Source organism: Klebsiella sp. FDAARGOS_511 (genome assembly GCF_003812845.1).
GTDB classification, from domain to species: Bacteria; Pseudomonadota; Gammaproteobacteria; order Enterobacterales; family Enterobacteriaceae; genus Klebsiella; species Klebsiella grimontii.
This window is the reverse complement of the sequence record NZ_CP033824.1, coordinates 4,930,886-4,952,250: the sequence shown is the minus strand read 5'-3', so window position 1 is coordinate 4,952,250 and position 21,365 is coordinate 4,930,886. Positions and strand designations below refer to the sequence as shown.

Below are 21,365 nucleotides of genomic sequence, written 5' to 3'. Positions count from 1 at the left end.
GTCGTGCTACGCATGCTCACTATATTGAGGCGTTGTTAATTTTTTTTAGATATATCTTGACTTTTAGTGGTTAATTTGAGAACAATAAAAGCGTTTGATTTCTAATGAGGTGATACAGATGCTTTCAATGTTACATAAAGTTAAAACTACAGGGCCATCAGCAGTCAGTCCAAAAATATTAAATAATCCTATCTTACTCTCTCCTTGACTTACTTAGAAAAATGCCGAGGAATATTATTTTTAGCTCAGGAGAGTAACAAATTCATGTATACCATCAAGATATTAGATTGATGTCAATGAGTGCAATTTCACGCTGAAGATAAAATAGTGTTGGTTCAAACGGAAAAAGATCACCATAAGATTATCTTTTATTTCAGGGCATTTATTGATTAGTTAATTATTTTTTAAAGCTTTTATTTTAAGCTGGAGCGTTTATGAAAAATTATTTAATAATAGTAATTGCATTTTTATTATGTTTCATATCAATATATTCACTTTTTCAGTGGCCATTGGCTTTAGGAACGTTAGCAGCATGGGCAACAACGGGATCGTTCTTTTTACAGGTTTTACATATAATTAAAAATAGAGATACAAGTGGCTTATCCATTGGTATGTGGTCAGCGCTATTTTTTGGAGTAAGTTGCTGGTCAGCGTATGGTGTAAAACTAAATGACATGCCAATATTTGTGGCAAATGGAATAACAGCATTAATGGCTTTTATTGTTATTGCGTTAAAATTATGGAATGAAAGACCAAGAAAAAGAGATTTTACCCCTCGAAAAATTAAAAGAATTCCAGGTGTAATACTTCGACCTAGAATACGAAAGGCAAGACCATTAAAATAGTTAACCAGGTATTCATTGGTATGATTTCGTTCTTTATAATATCTTAAATGAATCCAGGGTATCTATCAAACCCGGAGCAATTCAAGGTATAATATTCAAAGAAGATGTAAAAGGAAGTACATTTTTTAACATTCCATCATCAAGTGATACATTACCCGATGAATAGTACATTAGTAATAATTCTGGCATATCTGTGAAAACTGATTTAAGTCTAAAAAATTAAAACTTCAAAGAGAAGGTTATATTCTAACGCTACCATTACAACTCGGCAAAACCCTTTAATTTGTTGCCAAGAGATATAGCATAAATTCAAGATTGTTTTTTGTACTCTTATCATTGAACATTCTACAGGTGCTTACCGTATCAGTATCTGGCAATGGTGCGGGTTGCTAATACCAGGCAAAATCATTTATCACTTGCGGAACCGGTAAGACGACACTGCAATAACGCTTCACATCGTTAAATAACATGACTCCATCCGAATTATACAGTAGTCTTCGTGAAGATGAAATTTCTGATATAGCACAGCACTAAATTTTGTGCCACGTTCAATAATTCATATCAGAACTGGGGCCATGTAGCTGAATTCTGTTTCATCATTTAGCCAATTCATCATGCTGGCAATGAAGCATATTTTTTTTATTCAACTCCAGCGACGAAGTCGTAAGCCAATCAGTCACTTCTTGAAGGTTTAATACGTCAGCATATCGGGCATTTAGATCCAGTAATGTGAAATCGAGCAATGACTGACTACGATCGCCAATCACTTCGCGAGGTATCATGACGTGAAAACCCATCTGGAAGGCCTCAATAGCGGTTGCGCGAATACTGCCGCTGGCAGTAGCCCCGCCCAAGATAATGGTATCAATACCTTGCTGCTTTAACCATATTTCCAAATCACTACCATAAAAATCAGAAACATAACAAGTTGAATAGTTACGCATAAATGACAAACTCGCCAATGCTTCATCGGGTTGATTAAGGTACGCATCTTCTCTCAGCGTGGTGATAAACGGGTATTTCTTCCCCCATAACCAAGAAAATGAATGATCTGGACGATAAATTGTGCGGGTAAACACCGTGGGCAATCCACACTGAGCTGCGAGCGTCAACAACCGATGTAACCCTTCTTTATCAAAAGGGGTATCAATCGCCAGCGTAGAACCCGAATCCATGTAAGCGTAGGTAACATCGCGCACCAAAATGGCAGCTTTTGTGCCAAAGCCTAACTTATGAGCAAAACCAGTCTGTGTGAAGATCCGCTGAATTTCGTCTGCAAGGTAACGGCGTTGGCCCCCCGGGGTGTAAACCACCTTTAGCCCATAGGTTTTGACTTCCCCATTCTCTTCAAGCCGACGTAGCGTGCTAGCTGAGATACCCAGAAGTTTAGCCGCATCAGAAACCGTTAATAATTTATCGTACATCAAATATGTATCCCATTGACTGGAAGAGCATGCTAATACTCCCTCCTGCCATCTAATTGTGTGGAGCCTCCGTGACAGAGACTCCACGCAGTTCTAAACCCTTATCCCTGACAGAGTGGCGGGAGACAGGCATGCCAGTCTGTTATCTGTTGATAAAATATACCTAAGTCCGCAAGCGCCTGCTCATTACCGTGACGAGAAACCCACTGTATACCTATCGGCATACCTGTTAAAGAAATCCCTACCGGTAGCGTCAACGTGGGTACACCAGCATTGGTAAAGGGCATATTGTAAGCAGGGGAACCAGTTTCCGCCAGACCACGTGGCGCTAATGTTGGTGTTGCCGGTGTCATTAATATATCAACTTCATCGAACAACGCCGTCAACATTTGGCGGAAACGCAAGCGCACCTGTTGTGCATGTAAGTATTCCTGAGCAGAAATCGTGAGACCCTGTTGCAGAAATTCCTGTAAATATGCCCCGAACAAGGTCGGATTCTGCAGAAAGGTTTCGTGATGATACGCCGCGCACTCTGCTTGCATCACGGTATGATGTGCGCGGCAAGCTTCGTCAAAACAATCTGGCAACGTGATGCGTTTGAGCTTAACGCCGCGCCCGGCCAGCTCGTCCATTGCCCGAAGACAGGCCGCACCAATTTCTGCATCTACACTGGCATAATAGGGATGATCCACTATCCCAACAATATAATCGTGTTTTTCACGCAGTTTCAGCGACGTGTAGGCTAAGGATTGCGTCGTATCATCACGATGGTCCGGGCCGGACAGCGCATTAAAAACCAGTACCGCATCCTCTACAGTATGAGTAAACGCGCCAACATGATCCAATGACCAACTGGCGGGGATTACTCCCGCCTTGCTGATACGCCCATACGTAGCTTTCAGTGCTGTCACACCGTTGAATGCTGCCGGCCGAGACAACGACCCCGCGGTTTGTGTCCCTAATGCCATCAATGCCATACGAGTTCCAACTGCGGCGGCAGATCCGCTACTGGAGCCTCCGGGGGTATGTGCTGGATTCCATGCATTTCCCGTCAAAGGTGGTGTACCCAGATTCGCAAACTCGGTCGTCGTCAACTTTCCTAACAGTAATGCGCCCATACTATCAAGCTTGTCGATCACACTTGCATTTTCACTGGAGATATAACCCTCCAGCACTCTTGACCCCCCTTCTGTCGGTAAACCGCGGGTATGAAAGATATCCTTGGCGCCGTAGGGAATGCCAAACAATGCAGGCTTGCAGGCTATCGCTCCCATCTGCCGGTCTAATTCCAGTGCGCGCTGACGAGCCCCTTCTTTATCGAGATAACGCCATGCTTTGACTTCACCATCACGCTGCTCAATTCGGGACAGAAAATGGCTCAACAGCTCACTTGGGGAAATCTTGCGCGCTTCCAGCAGTCGCCGTGTGGCGGCAATCGTATTGAAGGGGGAGGTATCTAATATTTTCTTCATACACTTATGTCCTTGTTATGGTCTGGCGACAAACTGACCGTCAACGATTTGTGTATAGGGCATATCCTGCGTAATGTTGCCGACAAATTTCTGAATATTAATTGCGGTAGTAAAAGCTTCTTGAGAAATGGCCGCACTGGAGGGATAAACATTGCTGTCAATCATCCTCTGTACAGCGGCATCTACTACACTGCCGTCCAGTCCGGCAAACTCCTCTCGAGCCACTTGTTTTGCAACATCTGGATGTTGATGGATAAAAGCCAGCGATTCATTAATGGATTTAACAAAGTTCGCAACAAGCCGCGGGTTATCCGCAATCATTTTCTCCGAGGTGTTAATGGTGGAGAATGCATATTCAGGATAGTCATGAGTGAAATCGTAAATAATTTTCAGCCCTTGCCTTACCCCCTGATCAGCTTGTGGTTCATACACTACGGCAGCATCGGCACGGCCCGCCAAAAGCGGCCCCAGTTCTGAACCGTTTTGTACTTCACTAATCGTCACATCGGTCTTAGGATTCAATCCATTCTGGCCTAACAAACGTAAAAGCAGCGTGTTAGAGGTCCCTGGAGCCAGGCTAACAGCGATCCGCTTTCCTTTTAAATCCATAGGTGAAGAGAATTTAAAATCTGGTTTAGCCACAATCCATACTGGCGCGCTGTTAGCCACGGCACTGATTGCTTTAGCCTTCCCCCCTTTTTGCTGAGCAAATCCGACATGCTCAGGGCCATGTACGGAAAATTGGGCTTCGCCAGACAGCACTGCTGCCAAAGCAGTTGGGCCAGAACCAGTGGATCGAATAGACGTAACATCAATTTGATTTTTTTCGAAGAATCCCTGATGTTTGCCAACATAAACAGGTAAATACAATAATGAGTGAAATGCTTCCGTTACCAGCACGCGGTCGGGCTTTGCATCATCTGCCAACACACTAAAAGAACAAGTGACAAATAGCGCAGCGCAAACCCATGAAACGATTTTATTCATCCTGCTTTCCTTCTTAAAGTATTAAGAAACAAAATAATGATATTATTAGCGGTGTGTTTTCTTTTGCTCCCAGGGCAGCAATCTGCGTTGCAATTGAACCACAATCAGATAGAGCACAAGTGCAACAACCAGCAGCGTAAAGACGCCCACCCAAACAACATTTAGATTGAAAAGATTGCCAGCGACGAAAATCATTTTTCCCAAACCGTAATCTGAGGAGATAAATTCACCTCCGATGTCAGCAATTAGGGCAAAACCGATGTTCAGACGAAAAGCAGATATAATCCACGGTAGGGTCGAAGGCACTACAACCTTACGAAAAATCTGATTTCGATTAGCCCCCAAGGAGCGCATCAGGTTCACCTGACTATCATCAATCTGGTGCGTACCTTGCCATGCAGAGATTAATGCCACGACGTAGGTAGCAATAAAGGCCAGCGCAATTTTGGAAAATAGACCGGAACCAAACCAAATAATAATGATGGGCGCCAAAGCGATCTTCGGCAGACTATTAAGCGCAATGAAAAAAGGATCAAGAATGCGGGCCAGTATTGGCGTATGCCATAACAGAAGCCCGGAAAAAGAACCAAGCAAACTGCCCAACACAAATCCGGTTATCGTGGCATATACCGTTACACTGGTGTTTTGTAACAGTTCGCCATTACTAATCAAACGTACAAACTCCAGCCAAATCCCTGCTGGCGATCCCATGAGAAAAGCATTCACTAATCCAATACTCACCCCGAACTGCCAAAAAGCCACGATGACGACGACCAGTAATACCCGCCAGCCATTGTCACGCAGCATCGACAGCCAACGCTTTTTACGCTGACGTCCCTGGCGTGAACGATCAACAACAACAGCTGATTTGCTCATACATGTTCTCCTAGTTGAATATCCATATCTGCCCAGATAGCATCAAAAAAGGACTGGAATTCAGGATCCTTACGCGCCCCCATGGCTGATCCGTGCCGCCTGGCAAGACCAATCTCGTAGGTTTTCTTGTTCCACGTTGGTCGCTGTGACATCACGGCAATACGATCAGACATCGCTATCGCTTCGCCAATATCGTGGGTGATCAAGACAACGGTTTTTCCGTATTCTTTGAGTACAGTCAGGATTTCCTCTTCTAATACCAGTCGCGTTTGGTAGTCCAGAGCAGAGAACGGTTCATCGAGCAAAATAATGTCAGGTTCAGTGACAAGCGTGCGGATCAGTGCTGCCCGTTGCCGCATTCCTCCCGACAGCGTAGCGGGATAGGCGTGAGCGAAATCACCTAGTCCGTATTTTTCCAGGTAAGTCATTGCCCGTTCATGACGTTCCTTCTTCGGCATCTCGCTGATTTCCAGACCTAAACAAACGTTGTCCAGAATTGAACGCCAAGGAAACAGCAGATCTTTTTGCAGCATATAACCCACACGTCCTTTACCGGGCAAGGCATAGTACGGATCGAACACTTGAATTTCGCCCGCTGTCGGGGGGAGTAGCCCCGCGATAATGTTAAACATAGTGGTTTTACCGCAGCCACTGGGCCCGACAATGCTGATAAATTCCTGGTGATAAATATCGAGGGAAATATCTTTGATAACGTCTACTTCGTTATCGTCATAATCCAAAAACTGTTTTTTAACACCTTTCATGGCAATAGCTACCGCTGGGGTTGCAGGACTGCCTGAAAGTATTTTTTCTCTTGGTGGTGAAAGGTTCATCATACACTCCGGACTAAAGGTAGATCCGACTGTCAAAAAAGAGGAGCCGGATAACAGGATATCGATTACGCGCTCTTCACCGTGCAATAACTTGTCAAACTTGTCTAATATGACAAACTTATCAAAGTTGTCATTTCTTCCCATACCTTGCAACTGGAGCTCACTGACGAGCGATTGCGTATCCTGCCCTATAGTTTGAGCACACGGGCACACTACAAGTTACACCTGAATTGAAGGAAGAAGCCGTCCGTCAGATAACGGAACGCGGTTATTCCGTTACCGAAGTATCCGACCGTCTGGGCGTTTATGTGCTCAGCATTTACAAGTGGCTATGGGCTATCAGGCGGAATCAGGACCGTGGCGTAATTTCTACCTGACCGGCGCGCAGGAGCTACACAATGGCGTAGTGAAAGGTCCGACGCCGAATACCGCCAGCCCGGATACCGTGCGGGCCATAAACCCGGAAATTTTTTTCGACTATCTTGCGGTCCGTATTAACGGTGAAAAAGCCGGAGCCGCCAAGGCGGTGTTCAATAACGGCCTTGGTAACGATGGCGGTGGAAAACGGCGTGCTCAACCACACCGCTGATGCCGAAGCCAAAGACGCCGACGCTACCATCGCGTTGGATCGCGCCACGCTGAACAAGATCATCCTGGAAGAGGAAACGCTAAAACAGGCGCAGGATAAGGATGAAGTAAAAGTGACCGGCGACGGCGCGAAGCTGGACGAGATGCTCGGCTATATAGATAAATTTGAGTTCTGGTTCAATATCGTGACGCCGTAAATCAGCCCCCGCGGCGGCCAGCTGCGGGATCTAACCCCCTCCGGAGTTTCATTTGCTTTCCCCTCGCCGCAGGCACAAAATTATCAACAGGTATCCCCCTGCGTCGAGGTATCGTTATGTCCGTTTATCACCATGCTCTGGTGCTGATCAACAGCAGCCTTGACGGCGTTCCGCTGCTGGCGCACGCCGCGAAAATGGCGGAAGAAAACGCGATGCGCATTACTATCGCCCATATCAGTACTGACTATCGGGCGCTAAATTACGTCTCAGATAGCCTGATGAATGACGATGTTTCGCAGGAGGTCATTCAGGCCAAAGCGCTGCTCACTGAGCTGGCCACCACGGTCGCCCTACCGGTGCAGACGCTATCGCTGGTAACCACGCGTCGTTTTGCCGATGTCGAAGAGTGCGTGCATAAGCGGGGAATTGATTTGATTATTGCCGGACACCATAATCGGCTGCTGGGCGTTCTCGCGTCACACTCCCTGGAGTATATTAATCATCTTACCGTCGACGTGTTGATTAAGCATCTTCCCTGACCGCCTTTCCCGGAGGCGGCGCGCTGCGTTCGTCGGGCTCCCCTCCCCGCGCCGGTCAGCGCAGCGAACTCAGTAATAATGCGAAACATTCCTCAATCAGCGGTGGTAGAGGCTGCGGTCCGCGCATCAGCGCCACGGTTCGCGTCAGCGCGGGCTGCTGAAGCTGCGCCACCTTTAACGCCGGATCCTGAAGGTGAGTGGTATAAAGCTCAGGCAGAATCGCCACCGCCAGCCGGGAGCGAACCAGGCCGTAAAGCGTTTCAATATAGTCAACCTGATAACGCGTATTCAACGTAAGACGATGGCTCTCCACCAGCGCGCCGACCAGCCGCTGAATATTGCCCTTTGAGAATACCGCGATATCGCGCCCTGCCAGCAGCTTCCACGGCAGATGCGGCTGCCCGGCCAGTGGATCGTCGCAGTGCAGCACCGCGACAAACGGATCTTCGCGCAGAGGATAAACCTGCAGCTCTGGCGGTAACGAACGATCTATTGCGCCAATGGCAAAATCTATCTTTCCCGACTGCAGTTCGCAAAACAGGGCGTCGTTGGTCTGATCGTGGAACTCCACCCTCAGGCGCGGAAACGCCTGGGCCAGCGTTTGCGGCAGCAGCGGAAACAGTAGCGAGCTCACCGAGGGCACCAGCCCGATACGCACCGTACCGTCGCCGCCGGCCTCTACTATCTGCTGCATATCCTGAAACGCCAGCTGCGCCACGCTCAACACCCGCCGGGCGTGGGGCAAAATCGCCGCCCCCAGATCGGTTAAGGTGACCGCCGAGGCGGTACGGTTGACCAGCTTGCCGCCCAGCACCGTCTCGATTTGCCGCAGCGCGCTGCTTAGCGCCGGCTGACTGATAGCCAACCGGTTAGCGGTGTCGGTGAAGTGACGCAGCTGGGCCAGGGTCACAAAGTACTGAATCTGCTTGAGAGAGAGCGCGGGCAGACGCTGCCAGGGTTCGGTCATCATGTTTTCGTCAACGGTGAGCATGCAGAATAACCCGAGGTTATCGGGCGATAAATTTATTCATCTGGGCAAACGTTTGCTCTGCCCCTAGAGTATCCCCATTATCCTTGTGCCGGAGTTGTTATGTCCAGCAGTGCTGAAACCCGTCGCCGCGCCGTTCAGGCCGCACGCGGTGAATCCCCGTTCGATCTCTTATTAACCGACGCGCAGATTGTCGACATGGCCACCGGCGAAATTCGCGAGGCCGACGTCGGGATCGTCGGCGATAGGATCGCCAGCGTACACCCGCGCGGCAGCCGTTCCGATGCCCACGAACGCCGCTCGCTGGCGGGACGCTTTTTATCGCCTGGGCTGATGGATACCCACGTCCATCTTGAAAGCTCTCACCTGCCGCCTGAACGCTATGCCGAAATTGTCCTGGCTCAGGGCACCACGGCGGTATTCTGGGACCCGCACGAACTGGCCAACGTGCTGGGCGTTGAGGGCGTGCGCTACGCCGTCGCCGCCAGCCGCCATTTGCCGCTGCGGGTGATGGTCGCCGCCCCCTCCAGCGTACCGTCAACGCCGGGGCTGGAGATGTCCGGCGCGGATTTCGCCGGCGCGGAAATGGCTACTATGCTGGCCTGGCCGGAAGTTTGCGGCGTCGCCGAAGTGATGGACATGCATGGCGTGCTGCACGGCAGCGAGAGGATGCAGGAGATTATCCAGGCCGGCCTGGACAGCGGCAAGCTGATTGAAGGCCACGCGCGCGGCCTGAGCGGCGCGGATCTGCAGGCCTATCTCGCCGCCGGGGTCTCCTCCGATCACGAACTCACCTCGGCGGAAGATGCGCTGGAAAAGCTGCGCGCCGGGCTGACGATCGAGATCCGCGGTTCGCACCCTTACCTGCTGCCGGATATCGTTAACGCCCTGAAAACGCTGCCGCATCTCTCCTCGCAAATCACCGTCTGCACCGACGATGTGCCGCCGGATATGCTGCTGGAAAAAGGCGGCATTATCGCCCTGCTCAACCTGCTGATTGAGCACGGATTGCCGGCAACAGACGTACTACGTTTCGCCACCTTAAACGCGGCGATCCGGCTGCAACGTAACGATCTGGGGCTGATTGCCGCCGGACGCCGCGCCGATCTGGTGGTTTTCGATTCATTAGAAAAGCTCGCCGCGCGGGAAGTTTACGTCGCCGGGAAGCTGATTGCCCGCGAGGGCGCCCTGCTTGAGTCGATTCCGTCGGCGAGCGGCGTAACCCCGCCGCGCGATACCCTACAGATGCCGCCGCTCAGCCCAGCCGATTTTATCCTCCGCGTCGGCGTGATTCGCCACGGCGTCGCCCGCCTGCGGCATATTCGCGGCGCGCGCTTCACCCAGTGGGGAGACGTTGAGGTACAGGTCCGCGATGGCAAAGTGCAAATACCGGACGGGTTTAGCCTGATTTGGGTTAAGCATCGCCACGGTCGTCACGAAGCAAAACCACAAATTGCGCTATTAGAGGGCTGGGGCGAACTGCGCGGCGCCATCGCCACCAGCTACTCCCACGATTCCCACAACCTGGTGGTGCTCGGCCGCGATCCTGACGATATGGCGCTGGCGGCAAACCGGCTGATCGAATCCGGCGGCGGCATGGCGCTGTCGCAGCAGGGAAAAATCCTCGCCCACGTGGCGATGCCAATTGCCGGGATGCTCTCCGACTTACCCCCCACGGAGCTGGCGCGGCAGTTCCGCGAGCTTCGCGACCTGAGCGCGAAAATTGCCGACTGGGAGCCGCCCTACCGCGTCTTTAAGGCGATTGAAGGTACCTGCCTGGCCTGTAATGCCGGTCCGCATTTGACGGATTTAGGTTTGACCGACGGCGGCACCCGCCAGATAGTCGAGCCGCTGATAGACTGCCGGGAAATTCCGGAACACACAGAACACAACAATAATCTTCAGGGAGCCTGAGCATGGCCGACAATACCCTTCATTCATCCGCGCAAGGAAGCTGGCTGGAGCGCCGTTTTGCCTTGTATTCCCGCGGCAGTACGCTGCGCACCGAATGCCTCGCGGGCATCACCGGCTTTCTCGCCGCCGCCTATCTGCTGGTGGTTATCCCCGGCCTGCTGGCGGTTGGCGGGATGGATAAAGGTGCGGCAACCACCGGCACGATCCTGGTGTTCGTCGGCGGTACGCTGCTGATGGCGTTTTATGCCAACCTGCCGTTTATCGTCGGACCGGGCATCGGCGGCTCGGTGCTGGTCGGCGTCACGCTGGCGGGCAGCGAAGGCATTGGCTGGCAGGTCGGTCTCGGTATCGCCTGCTGGTCGGGAATTCTGTTTTTCCTGCTGACCAAATTCGGCCTGCGTGAGGTGGTGACGCGTTCGGTGCCGCAGTCGATCAAACTCGGGCTAACGGCGTCCATCGGGCTGTTCGTCGCGGTGCTGGGCTTCCGTAACGCCGGGCTGGTGCTGGCCAACGCCAAAACCAACGCCTTGATGCTCGGCGATTTTCTCTCGCCGGGTGCGCTGGTGGCGCTCTGCGGGCTGTTTCTGGCCATCGCCCTGCAGGCGAGAAAAATCCCCGGCTCAATTCTGTGGGCGATTCTCTTTGCCACCCTGGTCGGCATTCCGATGGGCGTCACCAGACTCCCGGGCAGCTTTATCGATATGCCGCATTCGCTGACGCCGGTGCTGGGGCAAATCGACATGCTGGGCGCGCTGAATATCGCCTTTTTGCCGTTCCTGTTTGTGTTCTTCGCTTCAGAGTTCTTTTCCACCATGGGCACCACGCTGGCGGTCGGCGGCGAAGCGGGCCTGCTGGATGAAGAAGGCAATATGCCGCATATCAATCGCCCGTTTATGGTTGACTCGATCGCCGCGGCCGTTGGCCCCTGGCTGGGCATTCCGGCGGCGACCGCGCTGATTGAATCCTCGGCGGCAGCGGAAGCCGGCGGTAAAACCGGGCTGACCGCGCTGTCGGCGGCGGTGATGTTCCTCCTGATGCTGCTGTTTACTCCGGTGGCGCTGATGATTCCGAAAGAGGCGACCGCGCCGGCGCTGATCCTGATTGGGCTGAACATGTTCAGCGGCCTGCGCAAAGTGGATCTGGCAAACTTCACCGACGGCCTGCCGGTGCTGATGATGGTGATGATTACGCTGATTGCGAATAGCTTCGGCACCGGGATTGCCGGCGGGCTGCTGTTTTATGTGGTGATCAAAACCATCGCCGGGAAGTGGCGGGAAATCCCCATCGGGCTGTGGATCCTCGCGATTCCGCTGGTGTACTACTTTGCCACGCTGGTAAAGCATTAAGGTTAGCGCCGAACGTTCTCCCGGAGGAGGCGCTGGCGCGCCTTGTCCGGGCTACCGGCCCGCTGAGGGCGTGCAGGAATTAAACGCTTCGCACGCTTCTTTCACCTCTTCGTACAGCAGCCGTACTGCGGGAGAAAGCTGCTTACGGTGCGGGCAAATCATATTCAGCGGCACCACGTCTCCCTGATAGTGCGGCAACAGCACCCGCAGCCGCCCTTCCCGGATATCATCGCCGACGTCGAGTTCAGATTTGAAGGCAATGCCCTCCCCGGCAATCGCCAGGCGGCGTATCACCTCCGCGTCATCGCTCACGATAGTGCCGGAAACCTGCACGTGATGGACTTTCCCCTCCAGGCTCAACGGCCAGCGGTCAAACGCCCTGCCGCGCAGCACGTAGGTCAGCGCGTTGTACCGGGACAAATCCTCCAGCGTCTGCGGTTCGCCGTTTTCAGCTATCCAGCCGGGCGAGGCCACTAGCACCCGGCGGTTATCCGGCGCGACGGGCAGAGAAATAAACGAAGCATCGTCGTTATCGCCGTAGCGAAACGCGACGTCCACCGGGTCTTTAAACACGTCGGTCCGATGATCGGAAAACAGAATCCGCAGGCGCAGCGCAGGATGGCGCTGACGAAAAGCGCGAAACACGCGCAGAAGCAAATTGCGCCCAAGGTCGGACGGCACGGCGATTTGTAACGTTCCGCGAACTTCGTCATCCGGCGTGTGGATTTTTTGCAGCCCGGCGTGCAGCGTATCGATCATCTGCATGGCATAGGGCAGCCAGGTTTCTCCCTCCGGCGTCAGGCGTAAGCTCCGCGTCGAACGGGCGAATAGACGGATATTTAGCGTCGTTTCCAGACGCTTTATCGCCGCGCTGACCTGCGCGGGCTGCAGCCCGGCCTCCCGCGCCGCATCGCTGAAGCTGCTTAACGCCGCCGCGCGGACAAACAATGCCAGATCTTCCAGCCTGAACATACCCACTCCCCACCCCGGATTATTCTCAAAACAGGCGCGCCACGATGAAAAACGCCGACGCATCACCGTTTGCTTACACTTTTAACCAAACCAACGCTTGCCATTTCCTTGACGTATCAGGAATCATACGAGGCTGCGATTTTGTGTCCAGGATAATAATGGGGAAATTATGCGTAAAACAAAAATGATGCTTCTGGGCGTACTGTTGGCCTGCTCAAGCGGAGCGTGGGCGGCGTCCGGCGAAGGTATACAGAAATATGAGCTGGATGGGGTGACCGCAGACTTCAAACAATTCCATATCGGCGATACCGTCCCGCCGCTGTACCTCACGCCAGAATACAACATCAAGCAGTGGCAGCAGCGCAATTTACCTGCGCCGGATGCCGGGACCCGCTGGACCTATATGGGCGGAAGCTACGTGCTGATTACCGAAACCGAGGGAAAAATCCTCAAAATCTATGATGGCGAGATTTTCTACCATCGCTAAAAGCCGAACGCCAGCGCGCTATCCCTGCCGCTGGCGTTTCCTTTTCCGATGCGATAACGCTATCCGTTAAAGCGGTTTTGTTTATGCATAAATTCCTCGACGGCAATCCCGGAAGCAACCTGCTCATAGAGCATTAAAATACTTAATATCAAATCGCCGCCGCTACGCAGTAAATCATCCGGGGCAGGACGACTCTTCTCATCCGATAAAAAAACAAGCTGTTCAAAAATATCACTGTATTCGCCATAAGCGCCTATCGGAATTTCAACTATCGGGAGATGCTCCTGGCAATAGCGTAACGCGTCTGCGGCTTTCTCCGGCAGCGTGCGCGTATGCATAAAAATAACCAGTAGTTCTCGTAACTTAACGATTAGAGCAATGTTGTTCATCATGCACTCCGGAAATGTATTACAGCGCTACTTTCCTTCCATCGTTTTTATTGACGTCGTACTGATAACTTCCAAATTTCGCCAAATCACACAGCCAAAATTAAACATCGTCACGGCGAATTAAAATACTTCACTTCTATGCTAATTAAGCTCGCATAACCGCCAGAGGAAAACAATGTTAACAATATGTTTTATTGATAAATCTCAACATCGCTAAATGTGAATAAAAACAAGTAATATTTAACGCTAATATTATTTAAGCGGTGATTATTTCAGCGAGAGAAAACGGGCACGGATATAATAAAAAACCGTACGGCGCAACGCGACGTACGGTTCAAAAGAGAGGAGAAATCAGACCGCGCGGAAGGCTATTTCACCGGGGATAACTTCGCCCTGCCAGTACAACTGAGCCGCGACGCGATCTGCCAGCTGGCGGTAGGTTTCGGTAAACTCGCTTTCCGGGCGCGCCACCACCGTCGGCGTCCCTTTGTCGAGATCTTCGCGCAGGGTGATATGCAGCGGCAGCTGGCCCAGCAGCTGGGTATGGTATTTCTCCGCCAGCTTTTGCGCGCCGCCGGTACCGAAGATAGGCTCGTGGTGTCCGCAGTTGCTGCAAATATGCATGCTCATGTTTTCCACAATCCCCAGTACCGGGACCTCGACTTTTTCAAACATCACGATGCCTTTTTTGGCGTCGATCAGGGCGATATCCTGCGGCGTAGTCACCACCACCGCGCCGGTGACCGGAATGTTTTGCGCCAGCGTCAGCTGAATATCACCGGTGCCCGGCGGCATATCCAGAACCAGATAATCGAGATCCGGCCACAAGGTTTCCTGCAGCATCTGCATTAACGCTTTGCTGGCCATCGGGCCGCGCCAGACCATGGCGTTATCGTCGGTGACCAGATAGCCGATGGAGTTGGTGGCGAGACCAAATTTCATAATCGGCGCCATATGGGTGCCGTCCGGCGAGGTTGGACGCTGATCTTCCGCGCCGAGCATGGTCGGAATTGACGGGCCGTAAATATCGGCATCCAGAATGCCGACTTTCGCCCCTTCCGCCGCCAGCGCCAGTGCGAGGTTGACCGCGGTAGACGATTTACCCACCCCACCCTTGCCGGAACTGATAGCGATAATGTTTTTCACGCCGTTGATGCCGGGCTGATTTTTTACCCGCTGCAGCGTGGCGATGCTGTGCGTCAGCTTCCAGTCAATGGCTTTGGCGCCGGTTATGCGCAGAAGCTCGGCGCTGCACTGCTCCTTGAGCACCTCAAACGCGCTATGCCAGACGAACGGCATCTGAATTTCAATGTGTACGGTCTCGTCCAGCCAGGCGACGTGATGCAGCGCCTTCAGCGTAGTGAGGTTATGTTTCAGGGTTGGGTGCTGGAAATTAGCCAGGGTCCCGGCGACCATCGCACGCAGACGCTCGGGGGATTTGGCCTGGGATTGCGAACTCATCCCGACTCCTTTGTTATTGTGAGTTGAATCTTGTGCGTTAAGTTTACCTTAAAGGGAATAATTCCCCCACAATAAGCTTTGGGCTTACCAAATTATTGCCTTTGCGGTAACATCGAAACCCCTTTTTACAATAGAAGATGTAATGCCCACTATGACTCAAGTCGCGAAGAAAATTCTGGTAACGTGCGCGCTGCCGTACGCAAACGGCTCAATCCACCTCGGCCACATGCTGGAGCACATCCAGGCTGATGTCTGGGTCCGTTACCAGCGAATGCGCGGCCATGAGGTCAACTTCATCTGCGCCGACGACGCCCACGGCACCCCGATCATGCTGAAAGCGCAGCAGCTCGGTATCACCCCGGAACAGATGATTGGCGAAATGAGTCAGGAGCATCAGACCGATTTTGCTGGCTTCGACATCAGCTATGACAACTATCACTCCACGCACAGCGACGAGAACCGCGAGCTGTCGGAGCTTATCTATACGCGCCTGAAAGAGAACGGTTTTATCAAAAACCGCACCATCTCTCAGCTCTACGATCCGGAAAAAGGCATGTTCCTGCCGGACCGTTTTGTAAAAGGCACCTGTCCGAAGTGCAAATCACCGGATCAGTACGGCGATAACTGCGAAGTGTGCGGCGCGACCTACAGCCCAACCGAGCTTATCGAGCCGAAATCGGTCGTCTCCGGCGCGACGCCGGTGATGCGCGAGTCTGAACACTTCTTCTTCGACCTGCCGTCGTTCAGCGAAATGCTGCAGGCGTGGACCCGCAGCGGCGCGCTGCAGGAGCAGGTGGCGAATAAAATGCAGGAGTGGTTCGAGTCCGGGCTGCAGCAGTGGGATATCTCCCGCGATGCGCCGTACTTCGGCTTCGAAATCCCGAACGCGCCGGGTAAATATTTTTACGTCTGGCTGGACGCGCCGATCGGCTACATGGGTTCCTTCAAGAACCTGTGCGACAAGCGCGGCGATACCACCAGCTTCGACGAATACTGGAAGAAAGACTCCACCGCCGAGCTGTATCACTTTATCGGTAAAGACATCGTCTACTTCCACAGCCTGTTCTGGCCGGCGATGCTGGAAGGCAGCAGCTTCCGCAAACCGACCAACCTGTTCGTTCACGGCTACGTGACGGTCAACGGCGCCAAGATGTCCAAGTCGCGCGGCACCTTTATTAAGGCCAGCACCTGGCTGAATCATTTTGACGCCGACAGTCTGCGCTACTACTACACCGCCAAGCTCTCGTCGCGTATCGATGACATCGACCTGAACCTGGAAGACTTCGTGCAGCGCGTTAATGCCGATATCGTCAACAAGGTGGTGAACCTCGCCTCGCGCAACGCCGGTTTCATCAACAAGCGTTTCGACGGCATGCTGTCCTCAGAGTTGGCCGATCCTCAGCTGTATAAAACCTTTACCGATGCGGCAACAAGCATTGGCGAAGCGTGGGACAGCCGCGAGTTCGGTAAGGCGATCCGCGAAATCATGGCGCTGGCCGACGTAGCAAACCGCTACGTTGACGAGCAGGCGCCGTGGGTGGTGGCTAAACAGGAAGGGCGCGACGCCGACCTGCAGGCCATCTGCACCATGGGCCTGAATATGTTCCGCGTGCTGATGACCTGGCTGAAGCCGGTCCTGCCGCAGCTGGCCGCCCGCGCCGAAGCGTTCCTCAACGGCGAACTGAGCTGGGATGCTATCCAGCAGCCGCTGCTCGGTCACAAGGTTAACGCTTTTAAAGCGCTCTATAACCGCATCGAGATGAAGCAGGTTGACGCGCTGGTTGAAGCGTCGAAAGAAGAAGTCAAAGCGCTGTCAGCGCCGGTCACCGGCCCGCTGGCGGACGATCCGATTCAGGAAACCATTACCTTTGACGATTTCGCCAAAGTGGATATGCGCATCGCGCTGATTGAAAACGCCGAGTTCGTCGACGGTTCCGACAAACTGCTGCGCTTGACGCTGGATCTCGGCGGCGAGAAGCGCAACGTCTTCTCCGGTATTCGCTCCGCCTACCCGGATCCGCAGGCGCTAATTGGCCGCCTGACGGTGATGGTCGCTAACCTGGCGCCGCGTAAAATGCGCTTCGGCATCTCTGAAGGTATGGTGATGGCCGCGGGTCCTGGCGGGAAAGATATCTTCCTGTTAAGCCCGGACAGCGGCGCTCAGCCGGGCCAGCAGGTCAAGTAATGACGCATAAAGCGCTGCTCCGGCAGCGCTTTTTTTATTTTATGAATTCTGAAAATTGTATTCTTGCTACCCCCACCCTCGGTGTTCCTGTCAATAGCTGTTAGCATCAACGCCAGGCTGGATAAAAACACAGGGACGTTGATGAAAACCTTTATTTATCATGACGAAAAATCACATAAATTCTGGACGATTGAGCAACAGGGCCACGAGCTGCATCTAAGCTGGGGCAAGGTTGGCACAAACGGGCAGAGCCAGATCAAAACCTTTGCCGACGCGGCGGCGGCCAGCAAGACTGAAGTCAAATTGATTAACGAAAAAATCCGCAAAGGCTACGTTGAAGATACTCACACCGAGCGGCCTGCCTTACCTGCATCTCCATCAGCCGCCCCGCAGCCCGAATACGCCTTAACGCCTGCGGACATCACCCGCCCGTGGCTGGCGGACGATGGCGAACTGCTTTTATCCGATGAGCTGCTTGAAAAAGCGCTCCCTTCTCGCCTCTTTCCCGGTAACCCCATCGCGGCCCCGGAAGATAACGAACTAATGGACCTCGGGAAAGCGATTCATCAGCAATCAGGAAAAACCGTCACCTTCAACTGCGCCGACTGCTCGGCCTACTGGCAGCAAACCATCAACGACGCCCTTACCGATGGCCCGCTCTCGCCTGCGGCGCTGGCGATACAGGTTGCCGTTGCGACCCGCCGGGGCTGGCGCAGCGGCGATAATGCCAACCTGATGGACGAAATTGTTTACGTCTACGGTCTGGAATATGCCGTCGACACGTTTATCGCCCTGCAGCACATTGAATTTGAATATAATTATCAAACCGTGCAGGTGACCTTCCATTCAGAGCCTACCGTCGCGAGGGGGCCGAGCTTACTCGACGTTCGTCTGCGCGCCCATCTGGCCCAGGCCGAAGAGCCGCTCTGGCAAAAGTGCGTAGATAAACTGATTGCCGCCCTGGCGGATATGCCCGTTGGGCAGCTGCCTCTGGTCGCCATCTTATTGCCAGAGCGCCAGGATATTGTTGACGACATTGCGCGTCGGGTGCTGGCGCATAAAAATGTCCGCACCGCGGAATGGCTTAAGCTGGTGGTTCGCGACCCGCAGCTGGTAAAAGCGCTGGAGCCTTATCAGGCGGAAAATTTGTTTAACGATTACTACCACGGCAGCATCTGGAACGCGACGGTGATGCGCGAACAGGGCGTTGCCGGCATCGCCCGCTTCGCCCCCTACGTGCACGATGACCTGTGCGGAGAACTGGTCAGCGAGGTAAACCATCCGCAGGCGCTGATGCAACTGATCCGCGTGAGCGAACAAGGAAAACGCTGCCACGAACGGATGTCTCAGGCCAGCCTCCGCTTCCCCCACGCGGCGATGGCGGCACTGGCCGAACTGCTGACGCAAAAAGAAGAGAAACGCTGGCGCATCATGCTGATGACCCTGCTGAGCACCCATCGGCAGCTGGCCGGGCAAATTTTGCCGTGGCTCTCGGCGCGGGCCGTCACGCTGCTGGAATCCTGCCTGCAGCAATTAAACCAGCAGGCCGATTGCGCCAGCGCCGATATGCTGCCAGCGGTACTGGTATCCCCACCATGGATAGCGAAAAAGAAAAAATCCCCTGTTCCCCAGTTGAGCATAACGCCGCTTGCTATAGAACCGGCCTGTATGCTGACGGAAGAAGCAAGCAAGCAGCTCCTCAAACAACATAGCTGGTACGCACATCAGGTGGAGATGGGCACAGGAAAGGGAGAAAAAAAATACCTTAGCCAGTTAGGCTTCCAGCGCTGGAATGGTCACCGTTTTGAAGACATATCCGACGCCATTGTGGATGCCTGGCAGCGGCAGGACTACCCGGCACTGATTACGGAATTTAAAAGTTCCCGTACTTTTCGCCAGGAAGAGTGGAATCTTTATATGCTCGCCGCGCTGCCCGCTGAGCAGGCGCTTCAGGCCTGGAACGCGCTCAGTAAAGAACCGCACACCGGGGCGGAATATGTGATGACGTACCTGCGTCTTGCCGGGCTGCCGGGTTTTATCCATTCTCTTTCACGCTATCCGCAGGAAAATTTACCGGTCGCTATCTGGTTTGCCGCCAGCGAAATCGCCCCGATGATCGCCCGCGCCTTTAACAAGCTCAAAACGCTGCGTGAAGGCGCGCGCGAGTGGCTACTGGCCTATCCGGAACACGCCATTACCGGCCTGCTGCCCGCCGCCTTCGGCAAAGCGGGCGAAGCGCAGGATAGCGCGCGTCTGGCAATCCGTATGCTGGTAGAGAAGGGCCATCAGCCGCTGCTTGAAGAGGTCGCGCGGCGCTATCACCAGCCGGAGGTAGCGGAGGCCGTCGGCGCCCTGCTGGCGCTCGACCCGCTGGATAACTATCCGACCAAAATTCCGCCCCTCCCGGCGTTTTACCAGCCAGGGCTGTGGGCACGGCCGCTGCTGCGGGGAAATGGCCTGGCTCTCCCGGATACGGCGTTAAAATCGCTTGGTGAAATGCTGCGCTTCCCGTTAGAGGAAGGTATTTATCCCGGGCTGCAGCAGGTTAAAGATTTCTGCACCGCGGAATCACTCGCCGCCTTCGCCTGGGATCTGTTCAGCGCCTGGCAAACCGCCGGGGCACCGTCGAAAGAGAGCTGGGCCTTTACCACGCTCGGTATCTTCGGCAACGACGATACCGCCCGGCAGCTGACGCCGCTGATCCGGGCGTGGCCGGGAGAATCTCAACATAAACGCGCCACTGTCGGGCTGGATATTCTCGCCGCCATCGGTAGCGATATCGCCCTGATGCAGCTAAACGGTATCGCCCAAAAGCTGAAATTTAAGGCGCTGCAGGCGCGCGCGGGAGAAAAAATCGGTGAGATCGCCGAAAGCCGCGGGCTCACCGTGGAAGAGCTGGAAGATCGCCTCGCTCCGGATCTGGGGCTCAACGATGATGGAACACTCACCCTCGATTTCGGCCCGCGGCGCTTTATCGTGAGCTTTGATGAAGCGCTTAAACCCTACGTGCGCGATGAAAACGGCAGCCGCCTTAAAGACCTGCCGAAACCGAATAAAAGCGACGATAGCGCGCTGGCCGCCGAGGCCGTTAATCGCTACAAGGCTCTGAAAAAAGACACCCGTACAATTGCCGCCCAGCAAATTGCGCGGATGGAGTCAGCCATGTGCCAGCGTCGTCGCTGGACGGTGGAAAACTTCAACCTGTTCCTGGTTAATCATCCGCTGGTGCGCCATCTCACCCGTCGCCTTATCTGGGGCGTATACGGTGAGGAAAACAACCTGCTGGCCTGCTTCCGCGTGGCGGAGGACAACAGCTACGGTAACGCCGATGACGACCTCTTCACCCTGCCGGAAGGCAACATTCATATCGGCCTTCCGCACCTGCTGGAAATGTCCCCGGAGGATGCAGCCGCCTTTGGCCAGCTGTTTGCCGACTATGAACTGCTGCCGCCGTTCCGTCAGCTCGATCGCAACTGTTATACCCTGACCCCGGACGAGCTGACGGCCAGCGAACTGACCCGCTGGGCCGGGCGCAAGTGCCCGAGCGGCCGGGTGATCGGGCTGGCGAATAAAGGCTGGCTGCGCGGCGACCCGCAGGATGCGGGCTGGATCGGCTGGATGCTAAAACCGTTGGGACAGTGGGCGCTGGTGATGGAGATTGACGAAGGTTTCGCCGTGGGTATGCTGCCTGATGAACTCAGCGCGGAGCAGCAGTTAACGAAAGTCTGGCTTTTTTCCGGAAGCGCCCGGCAGTACGGATGGGGCAGCAACGGCCATCAGCAGGCAACCTTTTCGGTGCTGGATAAAGTCACCATTAGCGAATTGATTAACGATATTGACGGACTGTTTGAGTAACACAAGG

Annotated in this window: 16 protein-coding genes and 2 pseudogenes; 9 read left to right on the top strand and 9 right to left on the bottom strand. The window is 53.7% G+C overall.

The features are described from left to right. Nucleotides 1-434: 434 nt before the first annotated feature. Nucleotides 435-845, top strand: a complete 411-nt coding sequence (locus EGY08_RS25010) for a SemiSWEET family sugar transporter (RefSeq protein ID WP_071988228.1) — start codon at nt 435-437, stop codon at nt 843-845. A 596-nt stretch (nt 846-1,441) separates the two neighbouring features. On the opposite strand, the gene EGY08_RS25005 is transcribed toward EGY08_RS25010, so the two are convergent. The 5 genes from EGY08_RS25005 to EGY08_RS24985 form a co-directional block, all read right to left on the bottom strand. Beyond that, complete coding sequence (locus tag EGY08_RS25005) at nt 1,442-2,269, bottom strand: isochorismatase family protein (RefSeq protein WP_049113126.1); 828 nt, start codon at nt 2,267-2,269, stop codon at nt 1,442-1,444. A 101-nt stretch (nt 2,270-2,370) separates the two neighbouring features. After that, entirely contained in the window at nt 2,371-3,741 is a 1,371-nt protein-coding gene (locus tag EGY08_RS25000) for an amidase (RefSeq protein ID WP_004122736.1), read from the bottom strand. Nucleotides 3,742-3,756: 15 nt separating this feature from the next. Further along, complete coding sequence (locus tag EGY08_RS24995) at nt 3,757-4,728, bottom strand: ABC transporter substrate-binding protein (RefSeq protein ID WP_049113128.1); 972 nt, start codon at nt 4,726-4,728, stop codon at nt 3,757-3,759. A gap of 45 nt (nt 4,729-4,773) precedes the next feature. After that, nucleotides 4,774-5,604: an ABC transporter permease gene (locus tag EGY08_RS24990; RefSeq protein WP_049123234.1), complete on the bottom strand. Its 831-nt coding sequence runs from the start codon at nt 5,602-5,604 to the stop codon at nt 4,774-4,776. Next, complete coding sequence (locus EGY08_RS24985; protein WP_227499458.1) at nt 5,601-6,440, bottom strand: ABC transporter ATP-binding protein; 840 nt, start codon at nt 6,438-6,440, stop codon at nt 5,601-5,603. Before EGY08_RS24985 ends, EGY08_RS24990 begins: the two co-directional genes overlap by 4 nt. A gap of 227 nt (nt 6,441-6,667) precedes the next feature. On the opposite strand from EGY08_RS24985, the pseudogene EGY08_RS24980 reads away from it, so the two are divergent. From EGY08_RS24980 to EGY08_RS24970, 3 genes and pseudogenes are all read left to right on the top strand, one after another. Continuing rightward, a pseudogene (locus tag EGY08_RS24980) lies at nt 6,668-6,781 on the top strand (transposase); the annotation flags it as partial. After that, nucleotides 6,769-7,222 (top strand): annotated as a pseudogene (locus tag EGY08_RS24975) (alkyl sulfatase C-terminal domain-containing protein); the annotation flags it as partial. The pseudogenes EGY08_RS24980 and EGY08_RS24975, both read left to right, overlap by 13 nt. A gap of 116 nt (nt 7,223-7,338) precedes the next feature. Further along, nucleotides 7,339-7,761, top strand: coding sequence for a universal stress protein (locus tag EGY08_RS24970; protein WP_004122753.1), 423 nt, complete (start codon nt 7,339-7,341; stop codon nt 7,759-7,761). Between the two features lie 55 nt (nt 7,762-7,816). On the opposite strand, the gene EGY08_RS24965 is transcribed toward EGY08_RS24970, so the two are convergent. Continuing rightward, nucleotides 7,817-8,731, bottom strand: a complete 915-nt coding sequence (locus EGY08_RS24965; RefSeq protein ID WP_162626039.1) for a LysR family transcriptional regulator — start codon at nt 8,729-8,731, stop codon at nt 7,817-7,819. Between the two features lie 120 nt (nt 8,732-8,851). On the opposite strand from EGY08_RS24965, the gene EGY08_RS24960 reads away from it, so the two are divergent. After that, nucleotides 8,852-10,663: an adenine deaminase gene (locus EGY08_RS24960; protein WP_123829092.1), complete on the top strand. Its 1,812-nt coding sequence runs from the start codon at nt 8,852-8,854 to the stop codon at nt 10,661-10,663. Nucleotides 10,664-10,665: 2 nt separating this feature from the next. Beyond that, nucleotides 10,666-12,009 carry an NCS2 family permease gene (locus EGY08_RS24955; protein ID WP_049115307.1) on the top strand — a complete coding sequence of 448 codons (1,344 nt, stop codon included), beginning with the start codon at nt 10,666-10,668 and terminating at the stop codon, nt 12,007-12,009. A 51-nt stretch (nt 12,010-12,060) separates the two neighbouring features. On the opposite strand, the gene EGY08_RS24950 is transcribed toward EGY08_RS24955, so the two are convergent. Beyond that, nucleotides 12,061-12,981: a LysR family transcriptional regulator gene (locus EGY08_RS24950; RefSeq protein WP_004122762.1), complete on the bottom strand. Its 921-nt coding sequence runs from the start codon at nt 12,979-12,981 to the stop codon at nt 12,061-12,063. 169 nt (nt 12,982-13,150) lie between these two features. Here EGY08_RS24950 and EGY08_RS24945 point away from each other — a divergent pair, with 169 nt between their 5' ends. Continuing rightward, a complete protein-coding gene (locus EGY08_RS24945) occupies nt 13,151-13,468 on the top strand; it encodes an RcnB family protein (RefSeq protein ID WP_024359184.1) in 318 nt (105 codons plus the stop codon). A gap of 59 nt (nt 13,469-13,527) precedes the next feature. Here EGY08_RS24945 and EGY08_RS24940 read toward each other — a convergent pair whose 3' ends face one another. Further along, nucleotides 13,528-13,857 (bottom strand): hypothetical protein, encoded by a 330-nt coding sequence (locus tag EGY08_RS24940; protein WP_004122766.1) that lies wholly within the window; start codon nt 13,855-13,857, stop codon nt 13,528-13,530. Nucleotides 13,858-14,208: 351 nt separating this feature from the next. Further along, nucleotides 14,209-15,318 carry an iron-sulfur cluster carrier protein ApbC gene (apbC, locus tag EGY08_RS24935; protein ID WP_004122768.1) on the bottom strand — a complete coding sequence of 370 codons (1,110 nt, stop codon included), beginning with the start codon at nt 15,316-15,318 and terminating at the stop codon, nt 14,209-14,211. 151 nt (nt 15,319-15,469) lie between these two features. Between apbC and metG the strand changes: the two genes are divergently transcribed. After that, a complete protein-coding gene (gene metG / locus EGY08_RS24930; RefSeq protein WP_032741907.1) occupies nt 15,470-17,503 on the top strand; it encodes a methionine--tRNA ligase in 2,034 nt (677 codons plus the stop codon). 141 nt (nt 17,504-17,644) lie between these two features. Then, nucleotides 17,645-21,358 carry a WGR and DUF4132 domain-containing protein gene (locus tag EGY08_RS24925; protein WP_123829091.1) on the top strand — a complete coding sequence of 1,238 codons (3,714 nt, stop codon included), beginning with the start codon at nt 17,645-17,647 and terminating at the stop codon, nt 21,356-21,358. Nucleotides 21,359-21,365: the final 7 nt, after the last annotated feature.